Annotated in this window: 11 protein-coding genes and 1 pseudogene; 6 read left to right on the plus strand and 6 right to left on the minus strand. The window is 57.2% G+C overall.

Going from position 1 to position 13218, the window contains the following annotated elements; genetic code table 11:
- Nucleotides 1-207: 207 nt before the first annotated feature.
- Nucleotides 208-2316, plus strand: a complete 2109-nt coding sequence (locus FHS21_RS02550) for a lytic transglycosylase domain-containing protein (protein WP_112527738.1) — start codon at nucleotides 208-210, stop codon at nucleotides 2314-2316.
- A 4-nt stretch (nucleotides 2317-2320) separates the two neighbouring features.
- On the plus strand, nucleotides 2321-3205 hold the full coding sequence (locus FHS21_RS02555) for an alpha/beta fold hydrolase (protein WP_312879831.1): 885 nt from the start codon (nucleotides 2321-2323) through the stop codon (nucleotides 3203-3205).
- Nucleotides 3206-3409: 204 nt separating this feature from the next.
- On the opposite strand, the gene FHS21_RS02560 is transcribed toward FHS21_RS02555, so the two are convergent.
- The 3 genes from FHS21_RS02560 to FHS21_RS02570 form a co-directional block, all read right to left on the minus strand.
- The gene (locus FHS21_RS02560; RefSeq protein WP_112527736.1) at nucleotides 3410-4075 is read right to left on the minus strand and encodes a helix-hairpin-helix domain-containing protein; all 666 of its coding nucleotides are present in this window, start codon (nucleotides 4073-4075) and stop codon (nucleotides 3410-3412) included.
- 156 nt (nucleotides 4076-4231) lie between these two features.
- Nucleotides 4232-4897: a BON domain-containing protein gene (locus FHS21_RS02565; protein ID WP_112527734.1), complete on the minus strand. Its 666-nt coding sequence runs from the start codon at nucleotides 4895-4897 to the stop codon at nucleotides 4232-4234.
- Between the two features lie 314 nt (nucleotides 4898-5211).
- The gene (locus FHS21_RS02570; protein ID WP_112527732.1) at nucleotides 5212-6327 is read right to left on the minus strand and encodes a porin; all 1116 of its coding nucleotides are present in this window, start codon (nucleotides 6325-6327) and stop codon (nucleotides 5212-5214) included.
- Nucleotides 6328-6729: 402 nt separating this feature from the next.
- Between FHS21_RS02570 and FHS21_RS02575 the strand changes: the two genes are divergently transcribed.
- The 3 genes and pseudogenes from FHS21_RS02575 to FHS21_RS02585 form a co-directional block, all read left to right on the plus strand.
- Entirely contained in the window at nucleotides 6730-7059 is a 330-nt protein-coding gene (locus FHS21_RS02575; RefSeq protein ID WP_112527730.1) for a DMT family transporter, read from the plus strand.
- An 81-nt stretch (nucleotides 7060-7140) separates the two neighbouring features.
- On the plus strand, nucleotides 7141-8154 hold the full coding sequence (locus FHS21_RS02580; RefSeq protein ID WP_112527728.1) for a porin: 1014 nt from the start codon (nucleotides 7141-7143) through the stop codon (nucleotides 8152-8154).
- Between the two features lie 461 nt (nucleotides 8155-8615).
- Nucleotides 8616-9419 (plus strand): annotated as a pseudogene (locus FHS21_RS02585) (tyrosine-type recombinase/integrase); the annotation flags it as partial.
- 50 nt (nucleotides 9420-9469) lie between these two features.
- On the opposite strand, the gene FHS21_RS02590 reads toward FHS21_RS02585, so the two are convergent.
- Nucleotides 9470-10648 carry a GAF domain-containing sensor histidine kinase gene (locus FHS21_RS02590; RefSeq protein ID WP_112528115.1) on the minus strand — a complete coding sequence of 393 codons (1179 nt, stop codon included), beginning with the start codon at nucleotides 10646-10648 and terminating at the stop codon, nucleotides 9470-9472.
- Between the two features lie 335 nt (nucleotides 10649-10983).
- Here FHS21_RS02590 and FHS21_RS02595 point away from each other — a divergent pair, with 335 nt between their 5' ends.
- Nucleotides 10984-11313, plus strand: coding sequence for a hypothetical protein (locus tag FHS21_RS02595; RefSeq protein WP_112527722.1), 330 nt, complete (start codon nucleotides 10984-10986; stop codon nucleotides 11311-11313).
- 12 nt (nucleotides 11314-11325) lie between these two features.
- Here FHS21_RS02595 and FHS21_RS02600 read toward each other — a convergent pair whose 3' ends face one another.
- Both FHS21_RS02600 and FHS21_RS02605 read right to left on the minus strand, forming a co-directional pair.
- Entirely contained in the window at nucleotides 11326-11832 is a 507-nt protein-coding gene (locus FHS21_RS02600; protein WP_112527720.1) for a DUF2380 domain-containing protein, read from the minus strand.
- Nucleotides 11833-12612: 780 nt separating this feature from the next.
- The gene (locus tag FHS21_RS02605) at nucleotides 12613-13203 is read right to left on the minus strand and encodes a sulfocyanin-like copper-binding protein (RefSeq protein ID WP_112527718.1); all 591 of its coding nucleotides are present in this window, start codon (nucleotides 13201-13203) and stop codon (nucleotides 12613-12615) included.
- Nucleotides 13204-13218: the final 15 nt, after the last annotated feature.

Below are 13218 nucleotides of genomic sequence, written 5' to 3' on the forward strand. Positions count from 1 at the left end.
TTATTATGCTATTGTCTTCGGATCAGGGGCCCCCAAGCGACTTCATGCGAATGCACCCTGATGGACATCTGATGCGATTTTCTGCGCTTCCGGTGCTCATGGACGAAATGTCCACTGCGCGCCGGTCCTCGAAAACCACACCAGCTGCCTCATCAAGCTGCATTCTCAAAAAAGTCGCCGATCCGCTTCAACATAACCGGTAGTTGTATGCTGAGAACTTCTGTTTTGCGTCATGTTCTTCTTGGCCTCACGCTCGCGTTGACGGCGTCGGCTGCGCACGCCCAAAATCCTGTGCCTTCGGCAGCGGTCCCGATCCCTACGCTGAAGCCTTTCGCCTCGACGCAAACGCGCGTCAGCCCGGCTATCCAGGCGGCGATGCATCCCGACCCGGTGACGACGGCGGGCATTGGCCAGCCGTCCAAGCCGACCGCTATCGCCGGGAGCCTGAAGAGCGGGCTCGACGCCATCGCTTCGGGAGACGTGCGGCGGGCGATCGGCATCCGCAACGGCTTGCCCTCGCAGGCGCTCGATCGGCATATATTGACCTGGGCGATCGGCCTTTCCAATGCGCCGGGCGTGCCTAGCTCCGAGATTGCGCAGGCCGCCGCAGAACTGCCGGGCTGGCCGGGCATGGCGACTTTCCGCAGCAATTCCGAACGGGCGCTTTTCAAGGAAAATCCGGCGCCTTCGGTGGTCATCGGCGCCTTTGGCAATACCGCGCCGCAGACATTCGAGGGCACGGTGATCCTCGCCCGCGCCTATGTGGCCAGCGGCAACCCGCGGGCCGCACGGCAAATCCTCGGGCCATTCTGGCGCACGAAGAAGCTCGACGACAATCAGGAAGCGATGATCCTCAAGGAGTTTTCCGCGGTCATTTCGCGCGAGGATCACCTGACGCGCATGCTGACCATGCTCTATGAGGGCAAGGTGAAATCCGCCGGGCGCGTGGCCAAGCTTGCCGGTGCGACATCGCTGTATCAGGCCTTTGCCGCCGTGCTGCAGAAGGCGCCTGATGCGGGCAAGAAACTGGCGCAGGTGGATGGATCCTGGGCGCAGAACGCCGCCTATATCTTCGCCAAGGCGCAATATTTGCGGCGGCAGGAGAAATACAAGGAAGCGGCGGAGACCATGGCTGCGGCGCCGCGCGATGCGGCTTCGCTGGTCGATCCGGATGCGTGGTGGACCGAGCGCCGGGTGCTGTCGCGTGAATTGCTGGACATTGGCGATGCCAAGCGCGCCTACCGCGTTGCCGCCTCGCACAGCGCCGAGACACCGGCCGTTGCGGCGGATGCGGAGTTTCACGCAGGCTGGGTGGCGCTGCGGGCGCTGAACGACGCGAAAACGGCGCAGAAGCATTTTGCCCGGATCGCCGAGATCTCGTCGAAGCCGATGTCGGCTTCGCGCGCCTATTACTGGCTCGGCCGCGCGGCGGAAGCCGGCAGCGCGGGCAGCGCCAGCGAGTATTATGCGCGGGCTTCCCGCTACGGCACTACGTTCTACGGGCAGCTTGCGGCGGCGAAGCTCGGGCAATCCGGGTTGCAGCTGCCCTACCCCAAGCCGACTGACGCCGAGCGTACGCGCTTTGCACAGCGCGAGGCCGTGCGTGCGATCCAGCGGCTGGAGGACACGGGTTACGATTCACGCGCGGCGATGCTCTATACGAGCCTGGCGCAGGAACTCGACAGTCCCGGCGAACTGGCGCTGCTGGCCGTGATGGCCGAGCGCAAGGGCAATCACTATGTCGCCCTGCGCGTCGGCAAGGCTGCGGCGCAGCGCGGCATCGATGTGGGCGCGCTGTCGCATCCGATCGGCGCCATCCCCGGCAATGCCAATATCTCCGGCTCCGGCACGGCCCTCGCCTATGCCATCGCCCGGCAGGAAAGCGAATTCAACCCGGCCGCCGTATCCAGCGCCGGGGCGCGCGGCCTGCTGCAGCTTCTGCCTGGAACGGCGAAAGGCGTCGCCACCCGCGCCGGCATGAGCTATTCGAAGGACCGGTTGACGACCGATGCCGCCTATAACGCGACGCTTGGCGCGAAATTCCTCAGCGAGCAGATCTCGAAGTTCGATGGTTCGTATGTGCTTACCTTTGCCGGCTACAATGCCGGCCCGACCCGCGCCACTGAGTGGGTGGCGAAATATGGCGATCCGCGTGGCAAGCCGCTCGACGAGGTTGTCGACTGGATCGAGCGCATTCCTTACACCGAGACACGCAATTACGTGCAGCGGGTGATGGAAAACTACGAGGTCTACAAGGCGCGGCTTACCGGAAACGCGCAGATCGAAAGCGATTTGACCGCCGGACGGCGCGGCTGATCGCTTGGTTTTTCGCGACATGTTCTACGATGCGCCGGATGGGTTGAAACTTTACGCGCGGGTGTATGAACCGGCGCGTGAAGTGAAGAGCCTGCCGCTGGTGTGCCTGCCCGGCCTGACGCGCAACGCCAGGGATTTCCACGAACTGGCGCTGGTGCTTTCGGAGCATCCGGAAACGCCGCGGCGCGTGGTCAGCTTCGACTACCGCGGACGCGGGCTGTCGGCCTACGATCCCGATTTCACCCATTATAATATAGGCACTGAAGCCGGCGACGTGATTGCGGGGCTCGGGGTGCTCGGGATCGATCGCGCGGTGTTCCTCGGCACGTCGCGTGGCGGGCTGATCATCCACATCCTCGCAGCGATCGCGCCGCAGCACCTTGCCGGCGTGATCTTCAACGATATCGGTCCGGAGATCGCGCCGGCGGGATTATTGCAGATCAGCCAGTACTTGAACAATCCGCGGTTGCCGAAGAGCTGGACTGAAGCGGCGGAAATCCAGCGCGCCGTGCATGGGGCCGCATTTCCGGCGCTGAGGGATGCGGACTGGGAGCGCTTCGCCCATGCGATTTACCGCGAGATCGATGGAGCTATCCGCCCGGACTACGACCCGAACCTCGTGAAAACATTGCAAGGCGTTGATTTTACGCAGAAATTGCCTGATCTATGGACGCAGTTCGATCTGTTGGCGCAATTGCCGCTGCTGGTCATCCGCGGGGAAAACACACCGCTGCTCGCACCTGAAACGGTCGAGGAAATGACACGCAGGCACCCGGCGCTGCAGGTGATCAACGTGGCAGGCCAAGGCCACGCGCCGATGCTGGAAACCGGGCGCCTGCCCGAGCTGATCGCAGCATTTGCCGCCGGGGTGGATCTACGCGCGGTTTAAGTTGAGACTTCAGATGCCGATTAACTCTCCCCTTGCGGGAGAGAAAGCGATTTCAGCATCTTAGCTCTTGCTAAGTGCTAGAAATTGCAAGTGAGGGGATTGTTCTTTATGCGCTCCAATCCCCTCTCTTGGGTTTTCTAAGGATTTAGCGAAAAGGCTAAATCCAGAAAACCCTTTCTCCCCCACAAGGGGGGAGATAGGCGCTCAGCCGCTTTTGCCAGTTCTCGCCGGCTTCGGTGGAGCTTTTTTCGGCGCCGCCTTCGGCTTTGCCTTCGCGACAGGCTTCACCAAGCCTGTGGCCTGCTTGACCCAGCCCTCGCGATGCGCGCGACCGGGAAAGCCGATTTCGTCGCTGACCCAGGCGGCTTCGTCGGAAGTCCAGCCAGCAATCTGATCGTAATGGAAAATACCGGCCGCGAAGAGTTTCGATTCAATCACGGCACCAATGCCATCGATGTCAGTCAGCTTGTCGGGCTTGCCGCGGCGTGCAGTCTTGAGCAACGCCGGGCGGTTCTTGTCATCCTGCCTTGGGCTTCGCACGATCTTCGCCTCGGCCTTTGCCTGGCTTTTCTTTGGCGCGGCCGTCTTGCGTCCTGATCTGCTGCGGCCCGCACCCGCAGGGTCTGGGGCGGGAACCGGTTCCGCCGGCGGAATCATGGCGGCGGCTTCTCTGGCAGATTTCTTCACATCGTCATTCGCAGGTGTACCGAGCAGCGACAGGGACGCTAGCCGCGCATCGGCCGCTCTGGTAGAGCTTTCAGAAATAGAATCTCTTTTTGCCGAGAACCTCTTGGAAACATTGCCTAAAATCGCGCCGATGATAAAGGCGGCGGCAATGAGGAACAGCGACGATAAAATGAACACCACCATGATTCGTTATCCCACCTTCGCAATCGAAGTCAGGCCTGGGTCGACCAGCCGACATAGAAACCGACAAGAACAGCAATCAGAAGAAAGAGCCAGAGCTCGCTGATCAAATACCACATGCCGTTGTCCTCCCAATGGCTGTTGGCTAATGGCTGTTGGCTAATTGTTGCTGGCGCTGGCCGGCACTTCCAATTTCACCTCGCCCGGCTTTCCATTGCCCGGAAGCGCCATGTGCAGAGCAGCATTCAAGCTATCATAACCATTCGAATTGGCAGCGGTACCCCTGATATTGTAGGTTTCGTCCGAAATTTCCACTTCGCCATTAGTCAATTGCGCCGCTTGCGCCAGCGCGAAATCGACAAGATCGAAGAAACCCGGCGGTGCGCCGCGCGCCACAGCCATTTCATCGAGAATTTCGATACCGGGCATGGCACTTTCCGCGGCGGCGAGGATCTTGGCGCGGGCATCGCCATAGGGAACGTTGCCCGAAAGCAGGATCCCTTCATCGGACTTGGTGACCGCGAAGGAAAACGGAACAGCCAAAGGCAAAAGTGTCGCCTGATTGTCGACGACGCGAACGCCCCTCGTCTCGCTCACAATTTTCAACGCCTCCGCGAGCGCTTCCTCGGATGGTGCAATTCCCTTTAGGACCAGATCGCGGCCATCGATTTCGGCGCTCGCCCAGGGATTGCCCGTCTCAAGCGCATTGTTGGCGGTCTCTGTGAGCTCACGGTCGATCGGATCTGTCAAAAACCACACAGCCAAGGCCGTCAGCAGCGCAATGGTGATGACGCCCGGCCAGAACCAGCTTTTGATCGTCTGCATATAGTCAATACTTTCTTATCTTGGAGCCCATCTTGAAACTCTGCTGCAGCGGTCATCTAACGCGATTTTCTGCGCTTCCGGTGCTCACGTACTTGAGTACGCTGCGCTCCGGTTCTCGAAAACAACGCCATATGCCTCGCCACAGCGACTTTCCAAACGAGCTCTTACCCGCAATCATGTCTGCCCGCTATTTATGGCCATTTCAACACAGGGGTGTGTCCGCGTGCCATAAACATTGTAGAGCACCAGATTTCCGGCAAAAGAAAACCCGGCAGCTTGCGCTGCCGGGTCCAAATCAACCAATCCGTGAAGGATTAGAAGTTGCGCTGGAAGCGGATGATACCGCCGAACGCGTCATCGTTGCCACCGGCATTAAGAGAGGCAGCTTCACGTGCACCGTCGAACTTGGTGTAGTTGATTTCTGGCGTGATTGTGAAGCCAGGAACCAGCTCGTAAGCTACGTTAAGAGCGAGAGCGTAGGTGCCTTCGTCTTCCCAAGCAGCCTGTGCGTTGATGGTTGCCTTATCGGTAGCCTTGACGGAGAGACCACCCCAAGCTGCCCAATCGCCTTCCCAGGTACCGAACCAGTTACGGTCATCGAGATCAACTGCGCCTGTATCCGGATCGAAGTTGTTGTCGTAACCGGACTGATAGCCACCCATCAAGAACATCGAGAACATCTCGTTGAACTTCACGTCCAAACGCAGCTTGCCAGCGAATTCTTCAACGTTGGAGTCATAGCCGACAACGCCGGAGACCTTGCCCCAACCCTGCTCGAACTTCGCACCAGCAAGAACGTGTGGCATGTAGTCTTCGATGACATAGTTGCCGCCGAGGCCGGTAACGTCGTCCTGACCCTGCTCAGCACCGATCATTGCGGAGAAACCATTGCCGCCAACGAAAGTGTAGCTGACCTGGTTGCTCTGGCCGGACTGGTAGTTGATCACGTCGTCGTTGATGATCGCGCCGGCATAATCTGTCCACGAACCGAAGAGTTCGTCAGCAGTACCGATGCGGAAACCACCGAGTTCGATCCAGGCCTGTGGCAGCGAACCGCCGTCATCAATGCCGTTGGTGTACTGGAAACGGCCCTGGATGTACGAACGCAGGGTGCCGAGCTCGGTTTCCGAACGAGCGTCGAAACGAACTTCTGCACGTGTACGCTTGTACCAGGTTTCGTTGTCCTTGGCGCCAACGTTGGTGCCGTCATAGACATTGTCGCCGCCAGCAGCGTCATAACGGACATAGCCGCTGATCTTCAGGCAGGTTTCGGTCCCCGGAATATAAAAGAAGCCAGCGCCGTACGCGTCGCAGACGCGAACGTATTCGACGGGCTCTGGTTCAGCAACAACGACTGCATCTGCAGCGCGTGCCCCTGATACTGCAACGAGAGCTGCAGCGGAGCCGATTAGAAGGCTCTTGATGTTCATTTCTGACCTCCAGTCAAAGTTAAAAATGGGTCTGGGCATTCCAATTTGGCTGAAGGACAACCTGTCCCCATCCCCTAAGTCCAAGAAGAAATGCGATGAACGCCCTTCCTCTCGACAGACCATACTCGCCAGCGCCGGGGTTTCAACCACGAATGTCCGCATCGGCACCCTGTGAGGGCTCTATGCCAGAGCGCTGTTGCACAAAAGCCACGAAATCGCCTCGGGTCCTGCAATATCTTTACCGCTCATTAATATTGGTAACCCGATTTTTAATAAAATCTTGACGGAACGTGGCGGGTTTGGAACTGCAAACACCCGAAGAATCGGCCATTACAGCGGTGTTGCTGGCCAATCGCTGAATCGAATCAACGATTTTCCGCTGTCCCTGAATGGTGATTTGACATGACATATCTCTACCTCCTTATCGCCATAGTCTGCGAAGTCGTGGCCACTTCCGCCCTTAAACAGGCGGATGGATTCACCAGGCTTTGGCCATCGCTCGTTTGCATTGCCGGCTATGGGGCGGCGTTCTACCTGCTTTCGATACTGCTCAAAACCATGCCCGTCGGCGTTGTCTATGCGATCTGGTCGGGTGCGGGAATCGTGCTGATCGCCGCCGTTGGCTGGTTCTGGTTCAAGCAATCGCTGGATATTGCTGCGATCGTCGGGTTGGTCCTGATCGTTGCCGGCGTGCTCATCGTCAATCTCTTCTCCAGCTCGGTCGGGCACTAAAGCCGGTTTTTGCTGGCCAATTGGTGCGCCAGCTATCCATTTTCCAGGAGCCTCCCGTCGAATCTTGACTGGAGGTCAGAAATGAACATCAAGAGCCTACTTCTCGGCTCCGCTGCAGCCCTCGTTGCAGTAACCGGCGCCCGCGCTGCAGACGCAGTCGTCGTCGCCGAACCCGAACCTGTCGAATACGTCAAAGTGTGCGATGCTTATGGTGCGGGATTTTATTACATCCCTGGAACCGAGACCTGCCTCAAGGTAAGCGGTTATGTGCGTTTTGATGTCAAAGCAGGTGACGATGCTTACGATGGCATCGGGTTTGACGGATACAATGTACGCAGTCGTGCATCGCTCCGTTTTGACGCACGCTCGGAAACCGAGCTGGGCACATTGCGCTCCTATGCCGAAGCTCGTCTTCAGTTCACCAATGCCGTCGACGAACAGTCTCTGCCAAACGCCTTTATCGAACTCGGCGGTTTCCGAGTCGGTGTGACGGATTCACAGTTTGCGTCGTGGACGGATTACACAACTGACATCATCAGCGACGATGTCGTCAGTTATGGACCATTCGAGACCAACCAGATCAACTATACCTTCACTGGCGGCAACGGCTTCTCCGCTTTGATCGGTGTTGAACAGGGCGCAGGCGATTTTGTAATCGACGATTACACACCGCATTTCGTTGCAGGTGCAAAATTTGCGCAGGGATGGGGCGGCGTTTCGGCGGTTGCTGGTTACGACTCCGTATCTGAAGAGTGGGCTGGCAAGGTCCGTTTGGACGTAAAGGCCGGCGATGCCGTCTCGTTGTTTGTCATGGGCGGTTACAAGTCCGATGGCGATGAAGCCAATTTCTATGGCTCCTGGAATGGCGACTATGCCGTCTGGGGCGGTGGGTCTTTCACAGTAACGGAGAAGGCGACTGTCAACGCGCAGGTCGGTTACGAAGATGCTGGCAAGATCGCTGCTGCGTTGAACGTGGTCTACGAAGTTGTTCCGGGCTTCAAGATTCAGCCTGAACTCAACTACACCAAGTTCAACGACGACTTTGTTCCGGAAGACGCTTTCGGCGGGATCGTCCGCTTCCAGCGCAATTTCTAAACATCTGATCAGCTGAACATCCAACGCCGGGTTTTTTCCGGCGTTGGCCTTCCCCTCAAACCATATTCACCATTCAATTTTCAGCGTTCGTAGAGCAACGCACACATTTAGCGAGAGAGGATTTTTAAACCGGTCGTGGACCGAGGAGTTGGTGACATGTTTGGACAACAACCAGCAAGGTTGGACGTTGATGAAGCCGGTGATGGTTTTATCAAACGGAAGTCTATTAGCCTAAAGTGGCATGGGCTTCTGGATTGCGCTTTCGGAAAAGACGGGTACAACTCGTCAGATATTTTTCCGATGTTTGTTTTATCGATTAGAGCGCAATCATTATGACGATCTCTGCCTTGGGTGTCGCCCCATCCCCGCCCGAAACGGCTTTTCCGGTCCGGTTCCAGTACGATCTCAGCTATGCTTCGGCGGATCATGGGATCAAACGATTGGTCAAGGAGCATTCTCTCAACAATCTGACGGCGCAATATATCAGTATTCTCTGGGATGAAGGTTCGCACAAAACCAATGTCCGGTCTTTCCTTGGAGAAATCTGCGAAATATTGGGCGGCGAGCGTTTCAGCGTTTTCACGCAAGAAATGCTCGATTCTGTGATCGGCACGCTACGCGAGCGCGGCAATAGCAATGCAACCATCAATCGAAAGATGGCTGCCTTGAGCAAGCTGCTGCGGAAGGCGTGTAAAATGGGCGACATCTACAATTTGCCAGAGTTCCGGCGCCAAAAGGAACGGCAGGGACGTATCCGCTTCCTTGAAGCCGAAGAGGAACAGCGGCTTTTCTCGGCGATCCGCATGCGTTGCGAAGACAGCTACAGGTTGAGCGTCTTTCTGGTAGATACGGGTTGCCGGCTTGGCGAAGCAATCGGCCTCAACTGGAACGACCTGCAGGACTCGCGCTCGACCTTCTGGCTGACGAAGTCCGGCCGCAGCCGCACGGTTCCTTTGACCACCCGGGTGAAGGAGGTCGTCCAGATCCCGCATGGCCGGTTGAAGGGTCCCTTCGCCATGCACACGCAAGTGCGTTTTCGCGCGATCTGGAACGAAGCCAAGTCGGAAGTCGGACTTGGGGCGGACGATCAGGTGGTCCCGCATATTCTGCGCCATACCTGCGCCTCACGGCTGGTGCGCGGCGGCATCGATATCAGGCGCGTACAGATCTGGCTCGGCCATCAGACCCTGTCGATGACGATGCGCTACGCTCATCTCGCGACCAATGATCTCGACAGCTGCGTGGCTGTGCTCGAACGCCATTGATGTGAATCAAAGTGGAGAATATCCGGCCCATGCTGGGCCTATCAGAGGCTCTATTGGTCCAGCGGCATGCGGAAGGTGAACCGCGTTTCTTCAGAGGTCGAGGAAACGTCCAGGGTCCCGCCATGCACTCGCGCAATTTCCGAGGCAATATAAAGCCCGAGCCCCAGTCCCTGCTGGCCGGCCCGCGCTTCACGCCGGAAGAACGGCAGGAATAATTGCGCCATTACTTCCGGCGGGATAGGTTCTCCTGTGTTGGAGACCCACAACTCAAATACGGCATTATCGATCGATGCGTTAACGCGAATGGGACCGTCCTCAGAACCGTGCATCAGGGCATTGCCGAGAAGATTCGACAGGAGCTGGCCAATCCTCATCCGGTCGCATTTCACCGGATCTTCGAAATCGAGATGCGCCTCGACGACATGGCTGGTCCGAACGGAAGCCAATTCATCGATGACCTGAACCAGTGTCGGCTTCAACGGTTCCTCATCGTCGAGTTCCAGCACCACGCCGCCGCCAAGTCTTGCGCGCGCCAGATCCAGCACGTTGTCGATCAGGCCCGACATGCGAACGACGCTGCCACGGATCAATTTGACGATGTTCGTCGCTTTCTCGTCCAACGGCGAGCGAAGCAGCATGCGCGTTCCGGAATCGATCGAAGCGACCGGATTGCGCAGATCATGGCCAAGCACGGCGACGAATTGTTCTCGAAATTCGGAAATCTTGCGCTCGTCGAGAAGGGCCGCCTCCGTCATCGCCAGACGCTCATTCGCATGCAGATGAAAGGCGATCAATTCGGCAAACAGTTTGAACATTCCGATGGTTTCGGGATTGTTGAGACGCGCCGGCCTTGGATCGATCGCGCATAGCGTACCGAACAACGAGCCGTCCGGGAGGATGATAGGCATGGAAATATAGCTTTGAAAACCATAGATGGCCGGCGTGTGATGAGTGGAATAGACTGGATCTTTCGCGACTTCATCAATAACCACCGCTTCGCGGCTATCGCGGATTTCATCACAGATCGTGGTCTTGACAGCCAGTTCACCGCCCGGCGTCAGGCCAAAACCGATCGCGTCGAGAATCTCGCAGGCGATCCAGCGATCGTCGGTTACCCGCGCAACGGCGGCAAAGCCCATGCCGGTGCTGCGGCAAACGACATCGAGGATCATTGGTACGGCATCAATCCGGCCGATCGCATCGATGTCGGCCTGAAAGTCATTGTTCATCAAAGCTTCCGATATTGCAGTCGCATCCAAATATAGAGCCTCCAGACGATAACGCCAATGCATGTGTCAAGGTCCGAGACATATCCGTTTTTGCGCGTGGGAAAAAGCGATATCGGCGTCCGGGCCCCAAGGGGCGGGCTCGAGGATCAGGATTGTTAATAGGCGAAGTACTTTCATGAGATGGCGTCATCTATCCAGGAAAAACTGCGCCGATATCAACTTCTTTCTGATTTAGTTATATAATACATCTGCATTACGGGTGTCTAATCTTGACGATTAATTGACGTTGCGTCACTCATCTGTAAGGATTTCATCCGGCACATCGGAGACCCTGTATGGCACTATGGTTGGATATACTTCGCGAGAAAAACGAACTTGCGGGGCAGCTGAGCGAAAAGATACCGAGGTTCCTTGCCTACGAGGGCCTGACGCTGGACCAGGCAACACGGCTGCACATTTTTTTAGAGAATCACGCGGAAGAAATGCGACGGTTGGCAAGGGAGATCGGCGCGGTCGATCTTATAGATGCGCTGCATGAAGCTGCCGATGCGCTCGACAGGATATTCTCGGACCTTGCTGCCGCGGCTGAGCTCAAGGTTGCGGAGCTTCGGCAGAAAGAGGCGCACGCCAAGGCGCCGCCCGCCCCGAAACTCGCGTACAACTGAGACGAGCGAGCATCATCCGCCGAATTGACAGCGATTGACGATCTGTCCCGCCGAAAATTTCGCGGCGCGGCGCCAGGATTCGTCCGTGTCGCCGCGGTAGGTGATCAATTCCCCACAAATCGCGCGCTGGTCGTCGACATTGAGCACAGAATATTTGACCCAGCCAATCAACGTGCTGGTCTTTTCGACGGCACCGATAACGACAAACCGCGCACCCGCCTGTTTGGCCTGCCGGGCAAGCGGTTCGAAACCAGGATCCGCTGCCGTGCATTGCGACGCCTCGCAAGGCAGCGTAACCAGTTTGAGCTTGCCGCTGGCAGCCAACTGATCGCGCAGAAAATCAGAAAGCGCCTTCAGCCTGCGCTTGTGCGTGTCGCTCTGATCGACCGGTTCACCGGAAGTGTCGAGAAAGTCAAAATTTGCCACTGCAACCGGCACTGTGGACTCGGCACGCGCCGGCGCAATAGCGACGACCATGGCACCGAGCACCATCGCCGCAAATGAGCCATGGACTGTCATTTCATCATCCTTTTTGGTGCCCAGAGCAAAGGATAGTTGAAATTGTAACGATGTCGAATCTGACGGCACATGGCTGCCGACAACTTCCCTTACCCCTTGACATCCCACGTTCACATTGAATTGATAAGGGACGGCTTAACGTCAAGAGGGCATTCATGCACGACGATGAAGAAGACGACAACATCATGCATTACACCACGCCAATGTGGTGCCATTTGCTCATTTTCGGCTTTGCTGTCTCGATCGCTGTCGGTATCTGCCAACTCTGCTCATAACGTTCTGGCAGCGGGTAAATGAACGGCCCCGGCCCTCACAAAACTTGAGGGGACAAAGCTGAGCCCGGCCTCGATGCCCGCAAGGGCATGGCTGAAACTGTGAAGCCTTAAAGCCGTCTAGCGATGTGTGCGCTGTGTCTGGAACGCGAGGAACAGGACGACAGCGACGGCGAGCAGAATAGAAAGATCACGCATAACCGTAACCTCCAAATGCGAATGGACCGCGCGTCGAACCCGCGCAGGCCATTTTTTCCGATGATCATTTCCGGCCGGTTCATCTGAAGTCCAGCCAGTAACGAGCCCCCTTGCGGAGACATTCGTAGAATAGCCGGAACGACATATGAAATCGATTGGAGCTTTGGTCCGGAAATATCAAAATCTTATAAAGGGACCTGTGGTCTTGCTGGCGGCAATTGAAACAGTCAAGTCTGCCACCAAGCGCAACCAGGCTGGCCGCCGGTCCAAAACCTCGACAAGCCAGAGGGCAGCGAAGGGTGGCGCAGATCTACGGACGTCCCGGAGGCTGATCCTGCGGAAACTTGTCGTCATGGACGACTGCTACGGCTTGGTCGAGGTTGTTTCTCACCTCGAAACCGATCCAGTGACCGTCCATCAGATGTGTTTGCCTCGCACAGGCGAGGAAATATTTTCCGGCCTGCAGAGCAACAAAGTTGAGTTGTCTTCGCTCCTTGTATTTGATTCCCTCTGGCGGATCGGTATGCGCGCCCCAGATCGCATCCTTGGCCGTCAGCTTCACCGGCATTTCTGACTGAGCATAGACCCTGGTCACCATCAGGCTATGTGGGAAAGACAAGGAGCCATTGATGAACGTGATCTCTACCGACCAATCCGCCGGGACGATAATCGTAAGATTGCCGCCCCAGTATCCGTTGAAGTCTATAATGTCTGTCCGGATGTTGTCCCTGCGATATCGTTCGACCTGATTCCAATCGGCAACGATCTCTATCGCCACAGTCTTGGCTGCGGGTACGTTCTTGATCCAGCTCGGGACGAAAGGCTCCGCCCCCAGTGCAATTCCAGGCAACAGTCCCAAAACGATGAAGGCGAGAAAGGTAATATGGGCACGGCACGCCATAGCAGAGCTCCTCCC

It is taken from the genome of Phyllobacterium trifolii, from assembly GCF_014192095.1.
GTDB lineage: Bacteria > Pseudomonadota > Alphaproteobacteria > Rhizobiales > Rhizobiaceae > Phyllobacterium > Phyllobacterium trifolii.